Genomic DNA, 26,010 nt, shown 5'->3' with positions numbered 1-26,010 from the left:
ATTTACTAACTCTGTATTTAATTCCTTATAGAAATCACTCTTTGAGCAATAATAACTTGCCCCTTCAGCTAGCACGGTGAACCCTACCATAAGTAACGGCGAAAAAAAAGGGAGTGTGCGGACACTCCCTTTGAGCTAACATTGTCTGTTATCAAATAATATGCAAAATATAGAAACCACATAGACCACTTAATTTGCCGTCTTATTGACAAAATCAATCTCATTTCTGATCCCTTTATGGGCGTCATTCCACAGGCCCTTTGTCAGGCGAATGCGCAGCAGGCATGTGTTAGGGTCTTCGTCGTTATTGGCTTCGTTATACCACTCGGCGAATATTGTGCGCAGCTTTGTCATCATCTCCGCGTTTTTCTCGTCACATACCCAGCCCAGGTTTTCACCGATACCATCGGCCGTAAAGTTTTCTACAATGATACAAACGGCGACTTCGGGGTTTTGGGCGATCTGCTGCATCTTGCCTGAGGTCGCGTAAGTGACGGTGTAGAACGCGCCGTCCTCATAATAGGCGTCCACAATGCGGGCGGCGGGACGGCTTTTGCCATTGGCCCCCGGTTCCAGCGCGATGGTGGACAGAGAGATTAGGCCGTCCTTGTTACCCACTTGTTCTTCCAGCAGCTTCATTGCTTCGTCGTACTTGCTCATAATATTACCTCCTAAAGTGAAATAAGGCATACATTATTAAGCCTATCATTGTAAAATCTTAGTGCATGTGAAGAATAATACGATAAAATATTAAATCGCTATCATAGTCCTCTGCTCGATTTAGGTATGGTTCAACTGATGGGTTTGTGAAATTGCCTTGCATCCTTGATAAGTCCAGCTTATATAGCCTACTTTTTTTGGAGAAAAATTATTGTCTACTGTATTGATTTGGAGTATAGTGTATTCCCATGTTGGAAGGGAGAGGTTACTATGAAAAATAGGATTGAATCATTTAGAGGCTCCGAGCATTTTCGGCTGAATTACATTGCTGATAGTGTAATTGCAGCGATTGCAGTTCCAGGTACCGGTTCTTTGGGGAATGCAGCAATCATTGATCTAGGCGATATAACTCTTGTCGTGGATACATTCTCGACAATACAGGCTGCAAAGGATTTGAAAGCTGCTGCAGAGTACCTCACGGGAAACCCTGTATCCTATGTAATCAACACGCATTGGCACAGTGATCATACCTCTGGAAATCAAGTGTTTTTACCTGCGGCTAATATTATTTCAACATCAACTACTCGTGAGATTATGAATACTTTTGCCAGAGACAGGTTAGCCCAATATCGGGAAAACACGGTGCAGATGTATCAGGCTATCAAAGAATTTGAAGAGCAAATACAACAAGAGACGGATGAAAAGTTAAAAAGGGAAATGGCATGGGAAAGTGCTAGTGACCGTGAGTTTATGAAGATGCTCCCCAATCTAGTACATTCGCTGCCGACAATAACTTTTGATCAGCAGATGACCATACATGGCAGTAATCGTAGCATTCAACTCATTACCTTTGGTGGGGGACACACGCAAAGTGATACAATCGTGTACATTCCGGAAGACAAAATTGTCGTAATAGGGGATCTGGTGCTCTCAAAACATCACCCGGTTTTGGCGTATGCAAATCCTCAGGAATGGCTGAATATTTTGGAGCAGGTCGAACTGCTGGATGTAGAAACTATCGTACCGGGACATGGCGAAGTATGCTCTTTGCAAGAACTTCACGAAGTGAAGGGATATATAACCGATATAATGGCAATTGTGGCAGAAGCCGTTCAAAGTAAGAAAAGTATTGATGAGATTGAAGTACCGGAATTGTATCATAACTGGTACTTTACTACATACTTTAAGACGAATTTGAGTAAGGTGTATGACATGATCACTAAATTAGAGGGTTAACGAAGAATATTCAGAGCAGGGTTGTTCTTGAGTTCAGAAGAAGAAAGAAATGAAGACTACAGCTCTTCGTTTCTTTCTTTTTTCATGTTCTGCCTATTGAACTGTCTTTCCATGTCGGAATAGGCGCACACAACGGTTAAAATAAAACTTGCCGTTTTAAACAGCACGGTGAACCTTATCATAAGTAGGGCGAAATTTTTGGTGAGGTAGCCTGAGGAGTGTTGGTGTAACTTGGGATATAAGGGAATTGTAGAGCTCAGAGACTTTGAGGTTCAGAGACGTTCAGTGTTTTTTTTGATTTCCTTATCCAGTCCTACCTCTCCCCATCCCCATAGCAGCAATCACTTCCCGCACCACCCGAGTGATTGCTGCTATTTCTTCTGCACTCTTAGTGCTAATCAAAGTCATATGCTCATCGAGCGCCTTTCGGTGCTCGGTCTCATCATCGAAACGAAAAACTTCAATGGCGGGAACTTGAAACGCTGCAATGATTTTTTCCAGCGTCTCTAAAGAAATGTTTCGATCTCCGCGTTCGACACCACCTATGTAACTGTAGTGAAGCGATGCTGCTTCTGCCAATTGTTCTTGAGTCCATCCTTTAGCTTTTCTAAGCTCACGTATGCGATTGCCGACGTTTTCTGGTAAATTCATAGGATCACCTCTACATTAAGGTTAGAAGAGGGGAGTCAACCGTTACAGATCACTATAATCAAAAAGAATAATAATTAAAAAGTACTTATGAGTACTATTTATATTGACCCTCTGAATCCTGAAATATACAATGAAGGTATAAATGGATAAAAAAGGAGGGTTTTCGTATGCATCTCTCTATCCTCAAAGCCTTTAACCCGGATATTCTTGTTGAAATGTTAAAAACCGCGTATTCGTTTGAACAATGGAATAAGTTGCTTTATACGGCGGATATCCTGCATAACTATGCTCAGCGTATTTATGAAGAGAGGCAGTATTACAAGGCGAGGGGGCTGACTAGCCCCCTAATTAAGATGCAGCATCCGCTTGTTTATTATTTTGGGTTTAGTCAGCAGATGCGGGGAATTGCATATCAACAGCTAGGGGATTACGAGCAGGCTGAAGATAGCATTTACAGATACGCAGAACTTGGCTGGTTGGAGGATTTGGGGAAAGAAGGACTAGAGATCGCTCGTGAATTTCGGTTCTTAGCAAAAGTGAATTTATACGCCGTAGAGATTCTGTCAGGAAAAACAGAACTCCTGAACGACTATGTGCGCTTTGTTCAGACCTATCCGAAGGGAATTCCGGATGGACTGGTTGTAATTATGCAAGCTGCGCTGTGTTATGATTTAAATGTGGACGAGCAACTGCGCCTCTTAACTGATGAAATAACAGGAATCAAGTCTGAACAGGATGGAGACGTGCAGTCGAAGTACAGAAGATTTTGTTATCTCAGGGGTTTATATAATAGGAGGATGGCGAAAAATTTTGTTGTGGAAAGTTGTAGAGTGTTGTAGGGATATGAATAGTTCGACAGAGGGTGTCCTAAGTCATAATGACGAAGGGACGCCCTCTTCTATATTAATGAGGGAGCGGAGCGCGCAGGGAAGGAGCTGGAGATTGTGCTGAACGGACAAGGTTATATCTCTACGAGGAGGCCATGCATGGCTGTCGGAAGCGGCGGAGTAGGAGCGTCCGCTTTCGGAATCTCCGGGGAATTAATTGAAGCGTTGAGCCGGGATTAAGATTACTATCACCAAGAGAATAGAAGAGAAGTAAGGAGAGGGACTATGTACACAATAGGTCAGATCGCTAATATCATGGGAATTTCCAAGGATAAGTTAAGATATTATGAAGAAAAAGAGATTTTGACACCAATACAAAATAATGAGAATAATTATAGACAATATGATTTTAAAGATATAGATACTGTATTAGCAATAGAGTTCTATAGATCATTGGATTTGGAATTTAAGGCTATTCAGAAGCTATGCAAAGAAAGTGATATAAAAGATATGCAAGGTATTTTGGATGAAAAGCACAATGAAATAATTCAAAATATAGCCAGATTAAATACTATAGCCCATAGAATTGAAAAGGCTAAAAAGGATTGCAACGATATTGAAAAACACTTAAATAATTATTCGATTAGGCCCATGGCACCTATAAAAATATTGGGAGAAATATCAGATTTCAGAGCTTATAAGGAATTTGAAGTTATACATAATAACAGAGATCAATTAGCTGAGGAACCAATTTTCAAGAGTTTAAAACGGTATATCCTTTTTAATGAAGAGGGAATACAATCCAATACAATGCTGGTTACGAAAGATATAGAGGCTGATAATGCTGTAGGGGAAACGGATATTTTAGACTATGAAAAATGTATATATACGATTGTTGAAGATGGAGTACAGTATGAAGACGTGATGGAGGATAACTTTATAAAGGGTGAGAAGTGGATGGATGCCAATAATTATAAACATAAAGGCATAGTAATTATAGGGATGTTATTAGTAGGCTACCACGAAGGAATATTAAAGTCATATTTAGAAGTTTATATCCCCATTGAATAAGGTTGACCTTGGGATGGCCCCATAGTTTAAGTTATAGAAGAATTAAATTATGGGGGGAACAGGATATGAATAATGAAAATGAGATCAGAAGCATATGGAAGCTTATAATACTTCACTTATTTCCAGGAATAGCGTTAAGTCTATGTTATCTATTTTTATTAAAAGCGGGCAGTTTAACAGAATATCCTAAAATTGTTACGCTAGGCATAGCCGGTTTTTTCTCAGTATTTCCTATAGAACTGGGATATTTATTTTATGTCGCCAAAAAGGAAACGGGGAATTTCAATATCTTTAAGGTACTGGGCCTAAAAAGTAAGATGAAGGTTAAAGAATATGTAGTCTACACTCTTTTATTGCTTACAGTGGCAGGAATACTTATGAAGGCATTACAACCATTTTCAAATTACATATTAAATTCAGTATTTCATTGGCTTCCAAGTGAGTACAATTATGTCCAGGACATGAGCCTATTCAGTAAAAATTTTATCATAATTGCAATAATAGTAAGTTTTTTCTTTATTACACTTATACTACCCATAACGGAGGAACTCTATTTTCGAGGATTTCTACTGGCACGTATGAAATGGATGGGCAAGTATAGTGTACTGGTCAATCTCGTATTATTTGCAGTTTATCATTTCTGGTCCCCTTGGCTTATAGTCGCAAGAATTGTGGCATTTTCACCATTATTTTATTTGGTATACAAAAAAGATTCTTTGAAATTAGGAATATTCGTACATTGCTTGGCTAACTTTACAGATGTAATAGCTTTAGTCATGTTATTGTGAACCGTACCGTAATCCCGTTAAAAAAGGTTATCACTATTCGGGGATCAGGGATGTGTGGCGCTGCTCGGCATCAGTGTATCCGTCGTCGTGTACCAATTGACTTTGTAAAAGCCTCATGATACATTGTGTATACACGGAATACACAATTTGTTGAGGAGGTATGGTATGCTGGCATTAGATATTAGAAATTTAAATAAAAGATATCCTCACTTTCAGATCAAAGATGTATCTTTTCAATTGGAGAAGGGTTATATTATGGGTTTTATCGGGGTCAATGGCGCGGGAAAAACGACCACGATAAAATCGATCTTGAACATGGTTCAAGCCGATAGTGGTGAGATCAGCATTTTTGGCAAAAACATCGCTGAACATGAAATCGAATTGAAGCAGGAAATTGGATGCGCATTCGGTGATATCGATTTCTATACACGCAGCAAGATAAAAACGCTAACCGATATTACAAAGAAGTTCTATAAGAATTGGAATGATGAAACGTACTACAACTATCTAAAAAGGTTCAAATTGGATGAAAATAAAAAAATAGCGGAACTGTCTACAGGAATGAAAGTAAAGTACAGCTTGACCCTTGCTTTATCGCATGGCGCAAAGCTGCTTATCCTTGATGAACCGACCAGCGGACTCGATCCTGTCTCAAGAGACGATCTTCTAGATATCTTTCAGGAGCTTATCATTGGCGGCGAGATCAGTATTCTTTTCTCTACCCATATTACATCCGACTTGGAAAGATGTGCGGATTATATAACCTTCATTGAACACGGGCAAATCGTCGCCAGTTCCGAGAAAAACGAGTTTAAGGAGTCCTATCGTTTAATCAGCGGCAGCGAGGCCCAATTGAGCGAAGTAAAGGAATATTTGATTTCCTACAAAATCAACTCGTTCGGCTTTACCGGATTGATTCATGCCAATGATTTCGATCCATCCTCCAACCTAAGGGCAACCACGCCCAGCCTCGATGAAATCATGATCTACTTCGCGAAAAGGGGGGATGTATATGTATAATTTGGTGATGAAGGATTTGAAATTAGGAGTAAATCCCTGGTTCTTCGTATTACCCTTAATTCTGGGTGGCTTAATGCTTATTCCCGGTTGGGTCTACTTTCTTGTCCCGCTATATTTCTGCTTCATAACTGTACCGAACATGTTTGGCGGATTTAAAAGTCAGAACGATTTGATGTTTAGTACGATGATGCCAGTGACCAAAACAGACATCGTGAAGTCCAGGATAGCCGTTGTTGTCATTCTTGAACTAATGCATCTTCTTGTTGCGATGATCTTCGGTATATTTACGTTTCTCTTATACCCTCATCTGACTTACATTTTCTATGCACCACACATGGGTTTTTGGGGATTATGCTTTATCATGCTTGCGATCTTCAACATCATATTTATATCCATGTACTACAAGACGGCGTATAAATATGGCGCGGCAACGACCGCATCCACTACGGCCGCTATACTTTTTGCCGGATTGGCCCAATGGGCCGGAATCCAGAGTCCTTGGATGAACGACATTTTCTATGGCTCCGGGACGGATAATAAAGCGCTGCAGCTATCTATTCTGATCGCGGGCCTCGTAATTTTTATTTCATTCACCCTGATTGCCTATCGGATTGCGGTAAAGAGATTCCTAAGAGTGGAGATATTATGAACGTAACGATTTCGAGCACATCCGAGAAACCGATTTATCAGCAGCTTTACGAACAGATCAGCGCACAAATTCTGAAAGGTGAGCTGGAAAGCGGCTATTGTTTACCGCCCATTCGTCAGGCAGCCCTGGAGCTTCATGTTAGTGTTATCACCGTAAAGAAAGCGTGGGAAGAACTTGAGCGAAGCGGTTTGATCAATACGATAACAGGTAAAGGATGTTTTGTAGCCGAATTCTCGCCCGATGAGATGCTGCGGATACGCAACGAAATGGTCCTGAAGCAAATGGCCAGCGACACATCATATTACAAGTCCTTTGGCCTCACCCTTGATGAAGTGATTGGGCTGCTGAACAAGATTTATTAACAGTACAGAAAAATGAAATAAGGTATCATGAAAAAGCTCGCAGGAGCCTGTATTTATGCTGCAGATTAATGATTTACCTTGAAGGGACTTTTACAGGTCCTGGGTGGGTCTTTGGTATGGTCGAAACAAGCGGCCGACTGAGACTATGCGACGATTTTTATCCGATATACGTTTGGGATGTTGTCATGGCGGGGGTGGACGGGTAATAGACATGATTAGAACTTTCAAATTTGGCTGAATTTGGAGTAGGAGCCAAGGAAACGGAGGGACAGATCATGGCGACACAGACAGTATCAGGCATCAGCTCGGTACAAGCCATTGCAGCTTACGGTGGCACACAAAGCGATGTCAGTTCCCTGGAGAAGCAGCGGAACCGGCTGCTGATGGAACTGGACAAGGTGAATGCAGCGCAGGGCGGAGAGATGCAGACTCCTTATCGCCGGGAGCAGCTGCAGCGGCAAATTCGACTGATGGAGGCCCAACTGGTGCAGAAAAGTGGGAGTAGCACCCCGGTCGATTTTGTACTGGCTCCTCCGCTTCAAGACCATCTCCCGCTCTGGCGGGCTGAAGGAAAGGGAGGCCTCAAGGGCGCCGGTCTGACTGATCCCCGGACGGCGACGGTAAACTCAGAGGGCCATTTCAACGCGTTGATTTAGACAAAAAAGCGAAGGTACGAAAAGCGTCCGGTGATGAACCGGCTTCTCGCACCTTCTTTTTTTAAAGAGGCCGCAGAACTCCAAGGTTGGCTGATCTGGCTGTTACATAACTTCTACTGTACCAAACTATCCAATTCCGGCTGCAATTTGTTCCGCAGAACATACAGCATGACGGCACCGACAAGGAATGCGGCGGCATCCGCAATGACAATCGACCAGACCACCCCGTGGAAGCCGTTCATTTGATTGGCGATATAAAGCACAGGAATCAGCGTAACACCTTGAATAATTGACATAATAAACGCGGCCGTTCCTTGCGCTGTTGCCTGGAAGACCCCGGTAAACAGAGTGGTCATTCCTGTAATGAACAAGGATAAGAACGTCACATGCAGAATGTAGCTGCCCATTTCAATTAATTGCGGGTCATTTGTAAATAGACCAATTAAATGGTCGGAAACTAAATAGACGATGATGCCGAATACGGCTGCTAACCCCACAATCACTTTGATCGTAAATCCAATGGTATTCTTCATGCGCAATTTATCCGCTGTAAAAGAGAAGGCAATGAGCGGCACGACCCCTTCGCATAAGCCCATCAGAATAAACTCAGGAAATTGCAATAAACGTGATGAAATTCCGTAAGCCGCTACGGCCGAATCCCCGTATTCGACAAGAAAATGGTTGAAGATAAGCGACATTGCCCCCAAAAAGATGCTCATAATAAAGACGGGAACCCCGATTTTGAATACATTGCCCAGAATGTCTTTGGTAGCCTTGAACCATTTTATGGAGACAGTTAAAAATTGGCTTTTATATCCCATATGGAAGGCGTAGTATATACTCGCAACCAAGTTAGAAATGACCGTAGCTGACGCAACGCCGATCACGTCCCAATGGAACACGAAGATGACGAGCGCATCGAGAATGATATTTACAACAACACTGAGAATCATACCGATCATCGACGTGATGGCTGCACCCTCCGAGCGCACGATATTCTCCAGCGTGAAAAATAGCACGACGAACGGTGAACCGATAAGCATAACCGTGACATAGTCCTTCGTGAATCCGAAGGAGTCAGGCGTGGCCCCAAGGCCATGAACGATGGGATCGATCAACGGGAGACCCGCGGCCATCACGAGAAGACCGAGAACTAAGCTGCTGTAAAAAGCGAATGAAGACACATGCTTTACGTCATCATACTTTTTCTCTCCTAGCATACGGGAGATGTAGGTACCGCTGCCCATGCCAATCAAGTTGCCCAGCGCCATAATGACTGCGAATAGTGGCAAGGTTAGCGCGAGTGCGGTTAACATAGCAGTATTATGGAGTGTACCAAGGAAATAGGCATTCAAGATGGAGTATATGACATTCATTGATGTGCCTAGCATCATCGGTATAGCGAAGTGAGCTACGGCCTTTGCGACCGGTGCTTTTTCAAAGTAATAGAGGTTTTCTGCATCCATGTTGGATCACCACTTTCTTTATTGTATCCAATCTAACGGTGTTAGATTGAACCTTACAGTGTTAGATGATATCATGAACCTATAAACCTGTAAAGCATAAACTTACACTGTTAGATAAAGGGCGGATAATGATGAAAAAGCAGCAGCCTCAAATTTCGGAGGACAGGATTCTGGAAGCCTCGTGGGAGCTTCTTGGAGAGGAGGATATCGAGAAATTCAGCATGAGGCGATTGGCCGACAGGCTGGGGATTCAGGCTCCCTCCCTGTACTGGTACTTCAAGAGCAAACAGGATCTTTACCAGCGCTTGGCCAATCAGGTATCGAAGGTGATCCTGGAAGAGTTTCACTCCGAGGGGGATTGGAAGGAGCAACTGACAGGGCTTGCGGTAACAGTACGGAGCGTGCTCAGCCGATATCCCTGCTCTACGCAGCTCATGATGATGACGCTGCCCCACGAACCGGACATCATCCGGTTCACCAACCGTATGCTGCTCTGCGTGGAGTCGACGCCGCTTACACAAGCGCAGAAAATGCAAGTGATTACTACGCTTGTGAACTATGTCTACTACTTCGTCCTAGACGATTATCAGCATGAGCGCAATGTCTCCGCTATCCTTAAGGAGGACCCGGGAGCAGCTCCGGGTGAGGAGATGATTCGCCTTCTGGATTCCATGAGCGAGACGGATGCAGGACTGTTCCGCAGGATGTTTACGAACGGGCTATTCGAGCTAATGGGGACCGACGGGGCGTTTGAGTTCGGCCTGAAGCTGATTCTGCTCGGGATTGAGCAAGTGATAAAGGAGCAGGAGAAGTAGTATGTCATCTGGAGAGTTCGACATCATAACTGACCGCCAAGAAACTTTATAACTCTACTACGCTCTCTGCGCAGTTTCGCTGTTCAGGTGCGGAGGGATTTAGAAAGGTTGGATTCTAATGCTGTTGACGACTGAGGACCAATTAGTCAACGAAATCGCGGACTGGCTGAAAAAGCATTTTTCGGCTGAGCTGCTGTCCGCCGAGCGTGTTAGGCGTGGGCTATTGAACGAGAAGTGGATTGTCAAGACGAACAAGGGGTGGCTGTTCGCCAAAAGCTATCACCCTGAGCGGTTTAAGATGCATGACCCGGAGTTTCGCGGCAAGATTGAAAATGCGCTGCAGCTGCAACTTCTTTTTTATCAGTCGGGAGGACCGTGTCCTGAGCCGCTGACTTTGGATGGGCGCTGCATGCACATTCTGCCGTGCGGAAGGTACATGACCGTCATGACGTGCTGTCCGGGCGCTATGGTGCCTGCTGGCATGATCGGTGAGCATAGGATGCACGCACTCGGACGGGCTGCCGCGGATATGCATACCGTCTGGGATTCCGCGATGGCATCAGGCCTCGGAGCAGCAGTGCCGCCGGAGGAACCGGTTTGGCAGTTGTCTCGCGAGGAGCTGGAGCGCACCTGGGAGGTAAGTTGGGAGGCGGCCCGTGACTCGTCTGAGCGTGTCCGGAATGCATTGCAATTACAGAAGGCGATTGTTGATTCCCTTGGAGATGATGACTTTAAGCCGCTGACTGCCGGCTGGGCCCACCTCGATCTGTGGGCAGACAACCTGCTTTTCGAAGGAGATGCTCTGGCAGCCATCGTTGATTTCGACCGGGCACGCTACTCGTTTCCGGCGCTGGACCTCGGGCGGGCAGTTCTTTCCGGCACGCTCAGCGAGCGCGGATTCCGCAAGGATGCAGTGGTCGCTTTCACTGAAGGCTACCGTAGTGTGCGGCAGCTACCGCCGGGCTCGATTTTAAGGGCAATCAAGTACGACTGGTGTATCGAATCGCTTTGGTGGATTCAGCCGTCGTTCGAATCGTCCAGCGTGGTCCCTGTCCGTTTTGCCGAAGAAATGATTCACACTGCGGAGCGGTGGGAGCAACTCGACACTCTACTTGGGGACATTTAGCTGGATGTACGCTAACCTAGTGCACGGATACGGTAGTTGAATAAAGCGATTTTTGAAGAAAGGGCCATCCGCAAAGGATGACCTAAAAACTTGCCGTTACAGACAGCTGGGAGGGAATGTAAAGGTGGTGGAGCCTGAATCATTCCGAAATCGGATTTACGAGAAAGCCGAAAAAATGCTAGAACGCTACTGACATCACGTTGTCAGTAGCGTTTTTGTATATTAGGAGTATGCGAATTTCGCAGTGTTTTGGAGATAGGGCGACCTTTCTCAGAATCTTATCATAAAGGTGGAATTTATTCATGAGCAATGTCAATTGGGAAGTAGATCCGGACCACAGCTCCGTCGAGTTTTCGGTGACGCATTTAATGATTAATAAAATTAAAGGAGTATTCGAGCATTTCCAAGCGACCTTAAGCTTTGACCCCAACGATTTAACAACCATGGGTATACAGGCTTCCATAGACGCAAATAGTCTCACAACTCGCCAACGGCAACGGGACGAGCACCTGAGGAGCGACGAATTCTTTCATGCAGCTAAGTATCCAACCATTACGTTTCAAAGCACCAGCTGCGTCCTAGCTGGCGAACGGCAATATGAACTTACGGGCAATTTAACTCTGCATGGAGTAACAAAGCCCATCACTTTTCAGACCGTTTTTGAAGGACTAAACAAAGATCCTCGTGGCCGGGAGCGTGCAGGATTTCATTCAATAGCCAGTATCGAACGCAACGAATTTGGCTTGTCATTTAACTCGCCGCTGGAAACGGGTGGTATAATCGTCGGAAATGAAGTGAAGATCGAGCTTTATATCGAGGCAATTAGAATAGATTAGCTTATATTTTGATCTTAATCTCTTGACTATTACGCAACGTCATAGTGCATAATTTTCACTATAATAAACGAGGGGTGAAAGTTATGAATATAAAGTCATTACGTTCAGATATAATTTACCGAAAAGTTGCACAAGCTCCACAAGAGGAAAAGGTTGAGTTATTCAGACAAGAAATGTTGGCTCCTTTTATGAAAAAATGGGAAATCCAACATATTCCTTTTAAAGCTGAGGAGTCTAATGGTTTTGATGTTATTACTTTGAATAATATAATGAACATCTCTCCTAATCAGATCACAAATGAGCTTTCAACAGAAATAAGTTTAATTTCGTCCGATTCTTTTTGGTCTGAGTGTGAAAATGCTGTAAAGAAAAGCCTTCATTTATTTACAGAGCATGGAGTAAGCTTATCTGTAGCCGATTACTTATTTACCATTCAATTAGGGAACCCGGAAAGCCCTTCATTAATGTTAAGTGAAGGATATAGTGGTGATGGGGGTATTCCTGGCTACATATTGTGTACACTTGTGCCAAATGAATATACAATAACTCGAATGAAGGCTGCTTTAGCACACGAATGTAACCATAATGTTCGGTATCAATTTATTCAATGGGATCATACCGTTACCTTAGGTGAATTAATCGTAAGTGAAGGATTAGCAGAAAACTTCGCTACTTCCATCTTTGGGGAAGATCTACTAGGCCCTTGGGTGTCGAAAACAAATCCAGAAACGCTTAATAAGCATATTAAGCCTGTGCTCAAGGAACAATTACAACTAACAGGCTTTGATAAAATTGCACCGTATCTTTATGGTGACGAAATAGCAAAACTTCAAAACTATGATCCGGTCAATATGCCTTATAGTGCTGGTTATGCCTGTGGTTATTATTTAATTAAATACTACTTAGATAAAGCAGGGAAAACGATCTTTGAAGCAACGATTACACCTGCCAATCAAATACTAGACGAAATAGAAGGATTTTGGGATGAAGAAACCATTATTAACGGTTAAAGATATCGTTAAAATTACAGGCATAACCACTAGAACCTTACAATATTACGATAAAATAAATTTATTTAAGCCGACTTACTTAACAGAAAAAGGCTATCGTCTCTATGATCGAAACAGTTTAGAAAAACTTCAAACGATTTTATTTTTAAAGGAAATGGACTTTTCCCTGAAGGAAATAGCGGATATTTTGAAGCTTGCGAAACAAGAGCAGAAGCAAATATTAAAAAAGCATAGCCAAACTTTAATATCGAGAAAACAAAAATTAGAAACAATCATTACTGCATTGGATGAGTATGTGTCGGGGAAGGATATTTACAACTTACGAATTTTTAATGATTCATCTATTTTACCATTACAAGAACAATATGATCATGAAGCGAAATTCATCTATGGAGAAACAGAGGCATACAAGGAGTTCGAGGAGAAGATGGAAAAACTCGCTCCTAATGAAAAAGCGGGCCTATATTCTGGATTTGAACAAAACATGGAAAGGGTATTCAGAAAAATAGCATCCTGTATTCATCAATCCCCTTCTTCAAATGAAGTGCAGCAATTAATCACAGAATGGAAAAGTTATCTCGAACAATCTATGGCATGTGATTCTGAAATGTTAACATGCATTGCAAATACGTATAAAATAGATAGTCGATTCAATAATTATATAAATCAATATAGCGATGGAGATTTAGCCGAATTTTTATATCATGCAATTATACATCATATCAATCAAATGTAACGCGGTATCAAGGGCGCAACCAAGTAGGTGCTGCGGAGTAACGATTGTTCAAGTCAAAAGAATAAATACATCATCACGAGTGTGAAAAAATAGAAGTGTACACGAAATCAAGAATGGCCACAATGATCAGCGTGGGCATTCTTGGCAAAGAAAAGGGTATCCGTCCGTCCGCCTTACGGAATGGTTTCGGGATACCCGGTGATTTTGCGGAATGAACGCCAAAAAACCCCCGGCATTTACATTTGCCAGGGGCTTGTGTTTTATCCCATTGGAGGAGTCCCGCTGAGTGAAAGGGATCCCTTATGGCTTCTTTTTAAGCAATTCCAAGGCTCGGTTCATCACCGGGTCCTTGCCGGCATCAATATCGGCTTGCTTGATCATGATCTTTTCGTCCGGCGGTAGGCCGCGCTGCTCGTAATTAGTGCCGTCAGGCGATGTATAGCGTTCGTTGCTCAGGGAGAATAACTGTTTGTTCGGCAACAGTCTAAGCAGCATGTCCGAAAAGTATCCGCACGTCTTTTCCCCGATAACCGTTACTTTGTCCAATGCTTTTAAGGCCATCGTCCCTGTCTCGCCGGCGCTTACCGTTATCGGACTGGTCAGCACCACAATATTGTCAGCTGAAAACTGCTTTGCTCCCGGTTCAATATATACCTGCGTAGGCTTGGAGAATTGCTCGTATCCGCCTGTTCGGGCCTGTTTGGCATACGCCAGCGTGCGTTTCTCGGCAAACAAGCCGGCTATTTTCAACCCGAAGAAGTCCTCGCCCCCCTCATTAAAGCGCATATCGATCATAAAGTTGCGGCAGTTCGCCAGATCCTGCACCATTTCCGCCAGCGCTTGGTCAATTTTCTGCGGATCGGACTCGTCAAAACCAATCAGCTTGATGTAAGCGTCGCCGCTTTTCGTTTGGCCATAAACAATGCGCCCGTCGAGCTTGCTCTTTACCGTCCCTTTCATATATCCGTCTTCGACGTTTCGTTGCATCGACTTCGAATTGGCATTGAAAAATTCCTCTCGCTCAACTTTGGACTTGGAGAAGATCAAACCCTTTTTACCGAATATGATGCTGTGTCCGTCGTTTAGCTTTTGGAACATTTGCGTCAAAATGTCCTCCAGTTCCTTCTCGGAGGTAGCGGCGCTAACTTTGGGCCGATACTCTTTGTACACCTCTTTCCAATTCACTTTGACGAGCGGAAAGAAACTGAAATTCTCTTCAAAGGATTGCCAGAATACTTCAAAATTTTGCACGGGATCATTGCTGAATCCGTTATACTTCACCTTGGGAAGATTATCGATCCGTTTGAGATGCTGCACGTACCCCAAGCCATCGGTCAAGCTGCCGTTAACGAAGCGGCCCATCAGATATCGCGGGGCATTAAATTGCTCCTGGGTTTTGGTGTTGTCGTAAATTTCATTAATATAAATGTCGCCGTTGTTCTCGATATTTCCTTTCCCGAACGGTACCAAGCTGTCCTTGGTGTAGCCGTAGACCTTAACGGATTGGCCTTCTATTTCGAATATATGGCCATACCCTTTCGATTGCCAAAGCTGGCGCTCGGCGGCTGCGGTTGCGGGGGGCGGCTGCTTCTGGTTCTCCTTCGCCTGGACATAGGTTCCCGACATGCTGAATGTCAGGAGGGTCAAGATGGCAATCAATACTTTCATTTTTGGTCCTCCTTCTGATCAAAAAATATAAAATTGACCTTTCGAGGATAGTATAAAGCCCGAATTTGTCCTCAGTTTGAACGGAGGATTACAATTCGGGCTTTGTATCTTCGAGGGGAAGTGTGATCGAGAAGGAGGTTCCGCTCTCCAATCTGCTGGACACTTCGATTTTTCCATGATGAAGATCGACAATTCGCTTCACGATGGAAAGACCGATTCCGTTGCCGCTAACATTGCGGTTTCTCGCTTTATCCACTTTGTAGAACGGTTTGAAAATTTGGCTGATTTCCTCCTCAGGTATGCCGATTCCATTGTCCGTCATTCGGACGACTGCGCTTTCGCTTTTCTTGAAGGACTCCACCATTATCTTTCCAGGATCGGCGGTAAATTTGATGCAATTGCCAAGCAAGTTGTTCCACACCTGATTCATCTTGTCTTCATCCGCCACAATGGTTATCGGTTCCAGCATAAGTTGCATATCCAGATTGCGGGCAGACCATTGCGGTTCCAGGCGAATGACAGCTTTGCGCAGTTGCTCGTCGAGACGAAACTTTTGCGGGGCGGGCTTTGCATGCTCGTGCTCCAGGCTGGTCAATTCCAGCAGATCGTCGCACAGCCGGGACAGCCTGTCGCTCTCCTCGTCGATAATATTCAGCATCCGCATACGGGTTTTCTCGTCCATGGACTTGATCTTCAGCACACGGGTATATCCTTTGATCGACGTTAGAGGAGATTGGATTTCGTGGGATACATCGGAAACAAACCGCCGACGGAGCATATCCAGCCTTCCCAATTCAGCCGCCATCGCGTTAAAGCTTAGGGTAAGCTGTCCAATTTCGTCACGACGTTTGGTAGACAGGCCAACGTTAAAATCGCCCCTGGCCATTCTTTGCGTTGCATGCGTCAGCTTCCGGATGGGCCTGACCATATACCGCGCAGCAATCAACACCAGAATACTTCCCAAACCGAGAGTAAACAGCTGCTGATACCGGATCAAGGAATCGATTTCGTCGAAGACAAAACTGGTCTGGGTCGTAACCAACAAGACGTGCGGCGAACCGTTCAGCGCAAAAGGCAGGCCAACCGTAATCTCATCATCCTCGCTGGACCCGTTGTGATAAATTTTGTTTTGCTTGAGCACTTGCTGCAGATACGGTTGATCCTTCTGCCGGTCTGGAGCAGCGCTCCCCGGGTTCAGCAGCGTTCCCGCGCTGTCATAAAACCGTATCTTATAAAAGGGCATAGAATTGCTTACTTCCACGAAAGCCTTCGCATCCTTCGGAGCCAATTTCTTATATAATTGAATGATCATTTGGGCATTGCCAATCATCTTCTCTTCCACTGTCGCTTCGATATGGCCTTTGTAGAAATAGCTTTGAACGAATAAAACCGAGAGCAGGCTGACTATGACGACCCCCAGAAACGTTAACACGACGCGGGCATAGAGCGAGTTAATCATGATACGCCTCCAGACGGTAGCCCATGCCGCGCATCGTTACGATGCGGAAATCTTCGGCATACTGCTCAAACTTGTCGCGCAGACGTTTGACATGCGTGTCCACGGTGCGTTCATCCCCATTGTACGCGTAACCCCAAATGTCGCGGATCAGCATGTCGCGCGTAAAAATTTGCCCGGGATAACTGGCCAGTTTGTAAAGCAGCTCAAATTCTTTTAAAGGAAGAGCCCATTCCTCGCCCGTATCAGAAAAGTGAACCTGGTAGCTCGTTTTATCGAGAATGACTCGACCGAGCTTCACGATATGGGAGGTAGCGATCCGATACCTTTTGAGCAGTGCCTTGACCCGCATAACCATCTCCATCGGATCAAAAGGTTTGGTCAAATAATCGTCCGTCCCCAATCGAAAGCCTTTGACTTTGTCCAGCGACTCCTTTTTGGCCGTGACCATCAGTATCGGCTTGTCCCCGGCCTCCCGCAGCTTTCTGCACAGCTCCCAACCGTCCATGCCGGGCATCATAATATCCAAAATGATTAAATCGACGGAATGATGCAAGTAATAATCCCAGGCTTCGAGACTATCCACTTTCTCTACGACGTCCATACCTTCGTCTCTTAATAACAGCCCTGCCAGTTCGCGGACATAGGCGTCGTCATCCACTACCATAATCGTCGGCAATCTTCATTCACCTCGTACTAACTTTCCCTGCCATGAGAAAAGCATCTATTCGAAGCCCGCTCCGTGAGGAATGACCCTGCGCAAGCTGAAGCTTTTCTTGCCAAATTCGGTTTAACGCTTCACCGAACTTTCTATCATTAAAGAAAGGTTTCCATTGAACGGAAGCCCTATCGTCATAATGACAAGTCCCCTCACTATTATCTTACACAGAAAGGGGGGGCGTTGCAAAACGATTCAATACTCCGTAATCTAGGTAAAAACAACCAAGCATTGCCCCAGGGCATCGCTTGGTTGTTTGCATTTCGCTTAATCAGCTCATCCCGCCATAATCCCTACTCCGGAACCCCCTGCGTCAATCCATGCACATACGTTTGCCAAGGCGTGTCGAGCGCTCCTTGACCCGGGTTGTAGGTGAAGGAGTATTCCGCTGTATCCCCTTGCTGCAGGTTGAGGAGCGGGTAGGTGAAGTTGCCGTTCCCTGTAGAGGTCATGGCAACGTTGATCTGGCCGCCGCCATTGATCTTGTAGTGCAGGTCGGCGAAGGTCGCGCCGTTAACGTAGAATTGCAGGTTGTTGGCGGTCTTCTTCAGGCCGCGCACGCTGTCACCGATGACGACGGTGCCGGGTGCCGGCGTGACGACGGTGATAGTGCTGGCGGCCGTTTTGCTGCCGTCAGCGGTTGTGGCTGTTACGGTGACAACGCCCGGCGCGATGCCGGCTACGCTGCCGGTTGCGTTGACGGAGGCGATGCCGGGATTGGAGACTGACCAGTTGACCGCTTTGTTGGTAGCGTTCGAAGGCGCTATGCCCGCAGTTAACTGGACGCTCTTGCCTACCTCTACTTGGGAAGAGGACGGTGTGACGGTGACTCCGCTAACTGGAACGTTGCCGGGATTTTCGCCGCCTGTGCCTTCTTTGTACACCCGTACATAATCCACCTGCATTGTAGCCGGGATACTGGATGGGTCCGGTATGCGGCCACCGTCGAAATGGCCGCCGACTGCCAGGTTCATGATGAGGTAGAACGGCTGATCGAACGGTGCGTCGGGATTGTTCGGCGCGGCGACAGAATACCATTGCTCACGGCTTACTTTGAAGAAGAATTTGCCGTCTACATACCATTTGATGTTGTCATCTTCCCACACCATAGAATAGACGTGGTAATCGTTCGCGAACGTCTGCCCTTGCGGGAAGTGATACTCACCGGCGATATAGCGGTTCACCGGCCATTGGCCGCCGAAATGGATAGCGCCGCTGGTGGTGCCGGGCAGCCGCCCTTTGGCTTCCATGATGTCGATTTCACCGGATGCAGCCCAGGCTCCGTATACGGAATTCTCCGGCAGCATCCAGAGCGCCGGCCAGATGCCGTCGCCGGTAGGCAGCTTGGCGCGGATGTCCACCCGGCCGTATTCAAGTGACATATGAGCCTTGGTGTTGATTTTGCCGGAGGAATACTCCGCGTACCGGTTCGGGTCCTGCGGGAACGAACGGTGATCGTTCAAGGCCCGGATGTTCAGCTGTCCGCCAGTCACGAATACGTTCTGTGTGCTGTTCGTGTAGTGCTGCATCTCTGCATTGCCCCAGCCCCAGCTGTTAGTATCATCGCTGATGTAATAGCCTGTTTCATAATTCCATTTGCTTGTATCGAGTGCGGTGCCGCTGAATTCATCCTGCCAGATGAGGTTCATGCCGGCGATCGCCGGATCACTTGGCGTCCCGATGGCAATGTCTTCATGGTCGGTTTCATCGGGACGCGGTGCATTGGGGTTGCCAATAAAGTTGTAATACACATAGTTGCTGCCGACGTTTCCGCCGGACTGCCCGTTTAACGGGTAGCCGATACGGATTTCCATGTTCTCCTGAATCGGCTGGAACCAGAGGCCGTAGACGTAGTCTGCCCAGTATCCCCACTGGTTGGCGGCGGACATGTTATTGTATCCGTTGCCCGCGTAGACGAATCCGCTCTGGCCGGAGTTGCTGAGATCGACCCATTGCCCGCCTTTTTTAATCTGGTACACGAAGTTGCCTAGTTCGCTGCCAATCGGTGCGCCTCCGTCAATCTTAGGTAACGGGAAGCCGATGGCGCCGCTCTTGTCCGCCGTGTAGGTGGTGCCGTCGTAAGCGGAGAGGACGAATGAATTGCGGACAGGCTGATTGAAGGTAATGGTGTAGATGAGGCTGGCGGAAGAGGTCTTCGACTCCAGCTTGACGTTGATCGATTCTGTTACCTTAAACCAGTAACCGCCGCCCCCTTCAGTAAATTGGCCAAAATTGCTGTCATAGATCCAGCCGCTGGCCGCATTGTTGTCGATGTTAATCCACTGGCTGCTGCTAACAGGCTTGACGGACAGCTTCAGATCGTGAGCTACTGCATCATAGATGAGGCCCGGATTGTTGTTGAAGATGGGATACGTAAAACCTGCGCTGCCGGTGAAGCCCGCCGTAAGCGCCGGCCCTTGCGTCGGCGTCATCGACGTGATGGTTGCGGTGTTAACGTTCTGGAACACAAGCGTGTAATCCAGTGTAACTCCGCTATTGGCCTTGGAGTATAGCTGAATTTCTGTGGTGGCCGTCAGCGTGAACCAGTAGCCATTCGCGCCGCCGTCGCTCCAGTGTCCCCAGTTCTGGTTATAGACATAACCGCCTGCGCTGTCGATGTCTACCCAATTGCCACTTTTCTTCACCTTAACACCCACATCGCCGGAAACGTCGCTCCAGCTGGCGGCGCCTCCATTGAAGACCGGCATAACAAACCCGAAGCTGGCTTGCCCCACTCCGGATTTGGAGATGACCGGCCCGTCTGCCGCCGAGAAATAAGCCATGGACGTTACAGTGTTGCCCGCCGCCTGAACCCTGGAAGCTGGTAACAAGCCGATGCCCGACAGCATCACCAGCGCGAGGAACAGGCTCCATACTTTGCGTGTAAGCCTAATCTCAGTCTTGTACATTCGTTTCATACTTGCCCTCCTTTAGAATCGTTTGGCACAATAGAAAACGCTTACAGATTATTACATCTATATTTTAACCAATGGAATAATTCGGTTAAAGGTACAGGATTTTATATGAAGGCCCATTATTTTGGCTTTAGGCAGGATGAACCCAAAAAATCCCCCATAAAGGGGGATCGGTACACTTATTTCCGCCGGATCATCTGTCTGTATTCCGTGGGCTGCATACCCATGACTTCGCGGAAGGCCCGGGTGAAGCTTTTGTAGCTTTCATACCCGACCAGCGGCGTGATCTCGACGATTTTATATTCCGTCTCGGCCAGCAGCCGCCGGGCTTTATCCAGCCGTACATCACGCAAGTATTCAGCGAACCCTTTACCGACATTCTTTTTGAACAGGTTGGAGAAATAGGCGTAGTTCAGCGACACATGGTTGGAAACCATGGCGAGATCAAGCGGCTTGTGGTAATTTTCGTGGATGAAGCGGATCGCTTCGTTCAGGTCCTGCGAGTTACGGTAGCTGCACTTAAACTCGTAATAGAAATGGTTGAGACGCAGCATCTGATGCTGCAGCGCCTGAATATAATCACGGATACCCGGATAGTCATACAGGTTACGCAGCGATTCAATATCGAGCGCATCCTCCCCCATGTAAGGCCGTATCACCCACTCGTACTCCTCCAGCATCTGCACCACAGCCCGGCATAACCGATCGGTATATTGAATATGATAACGCTGCAGCACATCTTTGTGAAAAAGCATCGAGATGCCCTCGGCGATTTTGCTGTCGTTGTTAGCTCCAATGAAACGGAACAAAGCGTACAGCTCCTCATGGGGAAGCTGCCACTGCTGCATAAGCCCCGCGATGTTCTCCGGCAGCATGCAGCGTAGCTCGGGGAATAAATAGCTGTGACGGTATAACTCCTGGACCTCGGTGTAGGCGCAGGGAAGTACCTTTAACCCTTGCTGCAGCCCAGTCATGATGGCTGTAGCGCCAATCTGTGCGGTCTTGAGAGCGGCGGGCAGCTTGTCGGTAGGAACAGAGGCATCAACGGCTAATATCAGGTGCGGCCGGTGCTGAAGACAGAGGCAGCCCTCACTGCCATACACGCGGTAGGCGATGGATTCCATGCTGTGGGCGCTGCTGGCACCCGGCTGGTTAATCCGCCGCTCCTCGCGCAGCAGGCAGAGCCGGTAGCTGCGCCATAGCTCCGCATTTTGCTGCTCCGTCTCGCCCACCCACACCTCATCGCTTGCCGAGCCCTGCATGTAAAGGCTGAGTTCCTTGCGGTCCGTCTCCCGGGCGAGCCGGGATAACTGCTCCATGTTGTGCGTAAGCGCCTGCCGGGTCCGGATTTCCTGCCACACATGCTCAACCGAGGCTTGCAGATCCTCGCGGTTCACCGGCTTGAGCAAATAGCCCTTCGCCCCCAGTTCGATCGCCTTCTGGGCATAAGCAAAATCGCCGTATCCGCTAATGATCAGGTAATCAGCTGTGATGTGCTCTTCCCGTGCGTGCGCCATCAGCGTCAGTCCGTCCATATCGGGCATGCGGATATCGGTAATGACGAGCTGGATGCTGTTCTGGCGAAGCAGCTGCAGCGCCTCTATGCCATTCCCCGCGCAGTAAATGCTATCCGGCTGGAGCGGGAATTGGCGCACCATTGCCTGCAGGCCGTCGCGGATATGCTTCTGATCGTCCACAATCAGCATATTGATCAACTTTTACCATCCCCCCAGATTGACTTGTTCCCAAGGCAACCGTATCGTGACGCATGTATAGGCGCCCGGTATGCTATCAATTGAAAGGCCGCTGCCCTTGCCGTAGTGCAGCTGCAGCCGTTTGTGCACATTCTCTAATCCTAGGCCGTTTTGGCTGGCGACAATCGGGTTATCCGACTCATCCTCCAGCGCCTCTTGCAGATTGCTGAGCGTCTGAGAATTGATGCCGGTTCCGTTGTCGCGGATTTCAATCAGAAGCATGAGGTTGTTCTCCACGGTTACGTTAATTTCGATGACCACGCTGCCCCCCGGGGGCGCCGCATGATGTACGGCGTTTTCCACAATGGGCTGCATGCACATTTTCGGAATGGGGTAGCGCAGCACCTCAGGCGGAAGGTCCGCCCGCAGCTCGAAGCTGCTGCCTTCCATAAAGTTAATGAAGCGGATATAGCTCTGAATATTGGCTAGCTCATCCCCGAGACTGACGGTATCGCCCCGCCACTGCATGCTGTAACGCAGCAGCGAACCGAGTGACACCAACGCCCCGGCGATGGCCGGCTGCCGCTCCACTTCCGCATGCATCCGGATCGACTCCAGTGCGTTGTACAGGAAGTGGGAATTAATCTGCGAATGGAGCGAATGGAGCTGTGCGTTTTTGGCGATCAGCTGCTTATCGACGACCTGGGTCATCAGGCGCTGGATTTCATCAAGCATGTTGTTGTAGCTGACGGCGACATAGTCGATTTCATCGCCGGGTTCATTGTCGCCAAGACCTGTATGGATCTTGGCATCAAGCTGGCCTCTGCGCACCTTGCGCATGGAAGCCAGTACCATCTCCAGACGGCGGAAAATGCGCCGGGTCATATATGAAACTAACAGCAGCAGCATCAGCAGCACGCAGGATGTAATGGCCACGACGAGCAGGTACCAGCTTCGCGGCCCCTTCATCAGATCATGGCGGGAAGCGATATCAATGACATAGGCATCCAGCGGCGCGATGTAACGGTATAGCGCATAATAGGTCTGATCACCGGCCCGGACCTCGACGGGATTGTTATGCTGCAGTACGTCGAGCTGCCCGTGAACGCGGGTAAGGATCTCATCCAGCTGCCCGCCTGCGTCCAGGGCAAAAGCATGCGAGGTATTATAAACATGGCGTGAAGGAGCGGTCCCATCCATGACAACAGAGAAGAAATTACCGCCTGTCTCCTCCTCCAAAAGATTGCTGAAAAAGACGCTGTGCCGGGTCCGGATTTCCATGATGGTAGGCCGCTTGTACTGTTGTCCCTGAAGGCGCACCAATCTGTAGTAGGATAACGTATGCTCTCCGTCCTGAAGGGAGAACAAGCGGTAAGCAGCTCCGTTCTCTTCACGCAGCGACCTCCAATAGTCCTGCGGCCAGAAGCGGTCATAATGATAGATTTCCGGCCAGATCTCGTACAGATTCGGGTTGTCAACATAGAAGCTTAGCTCGCTAACCATGTCGTAGCTTTGAATAATATTATGCATTTGCTCGTATTGATTTTGCCTGAACTTGACGAGCCGCAGACCGTCGGCCCGCATATCGGAATGAATGAAGTCCACAAATGCTTTCTGCGTCAGAGCTGTTGAGGAAGCGTTCTCAAGCATATCCATGCGGCTGCGCAGCTGTTCCTCCAGGCGCGAGACGTGGCTGCTGCCAGTGGCCATGGCGTCCTTGTAGAGCTGGGTTTCCTGGGCCCGGATAAACAGGAAGGATACCACAATGGCAGGAATGGCAATCATCAGGCTGAAGGCCAGAAATAATTTTTGTGATATACGGGAATTGCGGTAAAGCTTCCTTATTTTCATCCATACAGCCTTCATTCCCATACCTCCCTACATTTGTAATATACCATGGATTACAAACCTTCAGGCAGGTAAACAGGAGAATGAGCGAACTTGCTGAAACCCCTGCGTAAGCAGGCAGCCGGCAGTGCTGTTAATCGGCCATTTTCGCTTTCCGCACATCCAGCTCGGTCTGGCGGAACTCCATTACCTGCTGGAAGCCGTAACTGTCACGGCGCTCAAGGAAGCTTGCGAAGATTTTGTCAAACGCAGCCTCATCCTTGGCTGTAATCAGCTCCGGCAGCACTTCCTCCCAGTTCTGTGAAATCCGTGACCAGGCTACTGCAACCTCGGAATCGCCCAGCGGGTCCAGCCCCTTGTAAATGCCGCTGTCAATATCGGCCTGAGCGTTGGCAAAGTCCTCCATCTGCTTGATCACAGGTGCTTTTTCCGGTCTCCACTGGTTAACGATAACCGGGTTACGCATCATCCAGTACGTATCGAGCACGCCATACTGCTTCTCCAGCGTCTCAATATCGCTCTCAATCAGGTTCAGCATATCAGCCTTGAGCTGAGGCTTGCCGTCCACCGTCTCCCACGTTTCGCCTTCTTTGCCGAGGAACAGATCGTGCTGCCCTTCTTCGCTGGAGAGATAGGTCAGGAAGCGGATGGCCCGTTCCGGATTTTTCGTCGACTTGCTGATCATTGTCACCATCCAGCCGTCCATATTGCCGGGGAACAGCTTGGCGCTGTCGCCGCTGCTGTTCTGCGGTCCATCCACAGCGATATAATACGAATCGGGATTGGTGCCGGCAGCCAGCATCGGATTTACGGCCGTCATGCCGGACCATTCGCGGATCATCATGAAATAGCGCGCGTTATTCGTTTTCTCCTCCACCTGCGTATCGGAATCCACCAGGAAGTCTACGTTGATCAGCCCGCGCTCGTAAGCGGTGCGGAATGTTTTCAGCCAGGCAATATATTCAGGATCGGTTACGCGGTCGTATACTTTTCCGTCCTTCTCGTGCGGTATGGCCAACAGATTATGCAGATATTCAGTCATGCCGTATGGCACATTGCCTTGGGCGAAGAAGGGGCTCATCGGCTGGCCCTTATATTTCGAATATTTATCCTTGAACAGTTGCAGCGCGTTCAGAAAACCCTCCGGGGTGCTGAGGTCCGGACTGCCCATTTCTTCATACAGATCCTTCCGGACAAGGAACGTCTGGTTGGCCGCCGTCATACCCGTTTCATGCATCAGGTTCGGGCTGTAGGAGTCGTTCGGAATGCCATAGGTGTTGCCGTTTTCCTGCCGGTACCATTTCAGGGTCCCGTCGCCCGCCACCTTGTAGAAGTAAGGATCGTACTGGTCTGCCAGTTCGTTTAAGGCATAGACATGGTCGCCTTCCCACAGTTTTTTGACAGCGGTTTCCCATGATCCCATGGAGATAAGGTCCGGCAGCTGGCCGGAGGTCATCATTAAGGTGATATGCTCGTTCGCTTCGCCGGAAGGGACTTCGAGCTTAACATTGACGCCTGTTTTCTCTGTAATGTACTTGGAGGTCAAGCTTTCGCCCCAGGAGTGGGCGTACCAGTTGGCACCGACGAACCAGGTTAAATCGATTGGACTCGTATCCAGTTTCCATGCGGGCTCATCGGGATTCAGCGTTGCTTCGTTCTGCGGCGCTTGTGTGGAGTCTGCCGGCTGCGCGGTCGGGGCACTTTCATTATTGCCGGAATTGCCGCTGCATGCGGCCAGAGCCAGCGACAGCATCAAGGTCAGCATGATAGTCAGACTTCTTTTAACGGGTTTACGCTTCATA

General features: G+C 47.5%; 23 protein-coding genes. 13 read left to right on the top strand and 10 right to left on the bottom strand.

From position 1 onward, the window contains the following. Positions 1 to 189: 189 nt before the first annotated feature. Positions 190 to 660 carry a pyridoxamine 5'-phosphate oxidase family protein gene (locus ACAN56_RS10240; RefSeq protein WP_038598155.1) on the bottom strand — a complete coding sequence of 157 codons (471 nt, stop codon included), beginning with the start codon at positions 658 to 660 and terminating at the stop codon, positions 190 to 192. 270 nt (positions 661 to 930) lie between these two features. On the opposite strand from ACAN56_RS10240, the gene ACAN56_RS10235 reads away from it, so the two are divergent. Then, positions 931 to 1,896: an MBL fold metallo-hydrolase gene (locus tag ACAN56_RS10235; RefSeq protein ID WP_379142505.1), complete on the top strand. Its 966-nt coding sequence runs from the start codon at positions 931 to 933 to the stop codon at positions 1,894 to 1,896. A gap of 303 nt (positions 1,897 to 2,199) precedes the next feature. Here ACAN56_RS10235 and ACAN56_RS10230 read toward each other — a convergent pair whose 3' ends face one another. Beyond that, positions 2,200 to 2,547 (bottom strand): helix-turn-helix domain-containing protein, encoded by a 348-nt coding sequence (locus tag ACAN56_RS10230; protein ID WP_379142503.1) that lies wholly within the window; start codon positions 2,545 to 2,547, stop codon positions 2,200 to 2,202. Positions 2,548 to 2,714: 167 nt separating this feature from the next. Here ACAN56_RS10230 and ACAN56_RS10225 point away from each other — a divergent pair, with 167 nt between their 5' ends. The 7 genes from ACAN56_RS10225 (at position 2,715) to ACAN56_RS10195 (ending at position 7,920) form a co-directional block, all read left to right on the top strand. Continuing rightward, positions 2,715 to 3,386 carry a DNA-binding protein gene (locus tag ACAN56_RS10225; protein WP_379142501.1) on the top strand — a complete coding sequence of 224 codons (672 nt, stop codon included), beginning with the start codon at positions 2,715 to 2,717 and terminating at the stop codon, positions 3,384 to 3,386. A gap of 273 nt (positions 3,387 to 3,659) precedes the next feature. Beyond that, the gene (locus ACAN56_RS10220; RefSeq protein ID WP_379142499.1) at positions 3,660 to 4,445 is read left to right on the top strand and encodes a MerR family transcriptional regulator; all 786 of its coding nucleotides are present in this window, start codon (positions 3,660 to 3,662) and stop codon (positions 4,443 to 4,445) included. A gap of 65 nt (positions 4,446 to 4,510) precedes the next feature. Continuing rightward, complete coding sequence (locus ACAN56_RS10215) at positions 4,511 to 5,233, top strand: CPBP family intramembrane glutamic endopeptidase (protein ID WP_379142497.1); 723 nt, start codon at positions 4,511 to 4,513, stop codon at positions 5,231 to 5,233. A gap of 165 nt (positions 5,234 to 5,398) precedes the next feature. After that, entirely contained in the window at positions 5,399 to 6,253 is an 855-nt protein-coding gene (locus ACAN56_RS10210) for an ABC transporter ATP-binding protein (RefSeq protein WP_379142495.1), read from the top strand. Further along, entirely contained in the window at positions 6,246 to 6,902 is a 657-nt protein-coding gene (locus ACAN56_RS10205) for an ABC-2 transporter permease (protein ID WP_379142493.1), read from the top strand. Before ACAN56_RS10210 ends, ACAN56_RS10205 begins: the two co-directional genes overlap by 8 nt. After that, a complete protein-coding gene (locus ACAN56_RS10200) occupies positions 6,899 to 7,264 on the top strand; it encodes a GntR family transcriptional regulator (protein ID WP_379142490.1) in 366 nt (121 codons plus the stop codon). Before ACAN56_RS10205 ends, ACAN56_RS10200 begins: the two co-directional genes overlap by 4 nt. Before the next feature lie 275 nt (positions 7,265 to 7,539). Then, complete coding sequence (locus tag ACAN56_RS10195; protein ID WP_379142487.1) at positions 7,540 to 7,920, top strand: hypothetical protein; 381 nt, start codon at positions 7,540 to 7,542, stop codon at positions 7,918 to 7,920. Between the two features lie 113 nt (positions 7,921 to 8,033). Here ACAN56_RS10195 and ACAN56_RS10190 read toward each other — a convergent pair whose 3' ends face one another. Then, positions 8,034 to 9,386 (bottom strand): MATE family efflux transporter, encoded by a 1,353-nt coding sequence (locus tag ACAN56_RS10190; protein WP_379142485.1) that lies wholly within the window; start codon positions 9,384 to 9,386, stop codon positions 8,034 to 8,036. 131 nt (positions 9,387 to 9,517) lie between these two features. Between ACAN56_RS10190 and ACAN56_RS10185 the strand changes: the two genes are divergently transcribed. The 5 genes from ACAN56_RS10185 (at position 9,518) to ACAN56_RS10165 (ending at position 13,909) form a co-directional block, all read left to right on the top strand. Next, on the top strand, positions 9,518 to 10,201 hold the full coding sequence (locus ACAN56_RS10185; RefSeq protein ID WP_038598134.1) for a TetR/AcrR family transcriptional regulator: 684 nt from the start codon (positions 9,518 to 9,520) through the stop codon (positions 10,199 to 10,201). Positions 10,202 to 10,319: 118 nt separating this feature from the next. Beyond that, entirely contained in the window at positions 10,320 to 11,327 is a 1,008-nt protein-coding gene (locus tag ACAN56_RS10180) for a phosphotransferase (protein WP_379142482.1), read from the top strand. A 302-nt stretch (positions 11,328 to 11,629) separates the two neighbouring features. Then, positions 11,630 to 12,163, top strand: coding sequence for a YceI family protein (locus tag ACAN56_RS10175; protein WP_038598130.1), 534 nt, complete (start codon positions 11,630 to 11,632; stop codon positions 12,161 to 12,163). A gap of 83 nt (positions 12,164 to 12,246) precedes the next feature. After that, entirely contained in the window at positions 12,247 to 13,173 is a 927-nt protein-coding gene (locus ACAN56_RS10170) for a DUF2268 domain-containing putative Zn-dependent protease (protein WP_379142480.1), read from the top strand. Further along, positions 13,148 to 13,909: a MerR family transcriptional regulator gene (locus ACAN56_RS10165; protein ID WP_038598126.1), complete on the top strand. Its 762-nt coding sequence runs from the start codon at positions 13,148 to 13,150 to the stop codon at positions 13,907 to 13,909. The genes ACAN56_RS10170 and ACAN56_RS10165 overlap by 26 nt, the downstream gene beginning before the upstream one ends. 300 nt (positions 13,910 to 14,209) lie before the next feature. Here the strand turns inward: ACAN56_RS10165 and ACAN56_RS10160 are convergent, their stop codons facing one another. From ACAN56_RS10160 to ACAN56_RS10130, 7 genes are all read right to left on the bottom strand, one after another. Next, the gene (locus ACAN56_RS10160; RefSeq protein WP_379142477.1) at positions 14,210 to 15,577 is read right to left on the bottom strand and encodes a S41 family peptidase; all 1,368 of its coding nucleotides are present in this window, start codon (positions 15,575 to 15,577) and stop codon (positions 14,210 to 14,212) included. An 88-nt stretch (positions 15,578 to 15,665) separates the two neighbouring features. After that, positions 15,666 to 17,036, bottom strand: coding sequence for a sensor histidine kinase (locus ACAN56_RS10155; RefSeq protein ID WP_379142475.1), 1,371 nt, complete (start codon positions 17,034 to 17,036; stop codon positions 15,666 to 15,668). Next, on the bottom strand, positions 17,029 to 17,712 hold the full coding sequence (locus ACAN56_RS10150; RefSeq protein ID WP_156130984.1) for a response regulator transcription factor: 684 nt from the start codon (positions 17,710 to 17,712) through the stop codon (positions 17,029 to 17,031). Before ACAN56_RS10150 ends, ACAN56_RS10155 begins: the two co-directional genes overlap by 8 nt. Positions 17,713 to 18,044: 332 nt before the next feature. Continuing rightward, the gene (locus tag ACAN56_RS10145; RefSeq protein WP_379142473.1) at positions 18,045 to 20,669 is read right to left on the bottom strand and encodes a family 16 glycosylhydrolase; all 2,625 of its coding nucleotides are present in this window, start codon (positions 20,667 to 20,669) and stop codon (positions 18,045 to 18,047) included. A gap of 176 nt (positions 20,670 to 20,845) precedes the next feature. Further along, complete coding sequence (locus ACAN56_RS10140) at positions 20,846 to 22,372, bottom strand: response regulator (RefSeq protein WP_379142657.1); 1,527 nt, start codon at positions 22,370 to 22,372, stop codon at positions 20,846 to 20,848. 12 nt (positions 22,373 to 22,384) lie between these two features. Further along, positions 22,385 to 24,226, bottom strand: a complete 1,842-nt coding sequence (locus ACAN56_RS10135) for a sensor histidine kinase (RefSeq protein ID WP_379142471.1) — start codon at positions 24,224 to 24,226, stop codon at positions 22,385 to 22,387. A gap of 115 nt (positions 24,227 to 24,341) precedes the next feature. Further along, positions 24,342 to 26,009, bottom strand: coding sequence for an extracellular solute-binding protein (locus tag ACAN56_RS10130; protein WP_038598115.1), 1,668 nt, complete (start codon positions 26,007 to 26,009; stop codon positions 24,342 to 24,344). Position 26,010 lies beyond the last annotated feature (1 nt).

The sequence above is a fragment of the Paenibacillus paludis genome (assembly GCF_042610515.1).
Classification (GTDB): Bacteria; Bacillota; Bacilli; order Paenibacillales; family Paenibacillaceae; genus Paenibacillus_AQ.
Note: the sequence above shows the minus strand (reverse complement) of the source record. Positions and strands in the feature narration are given on the sequence as shown.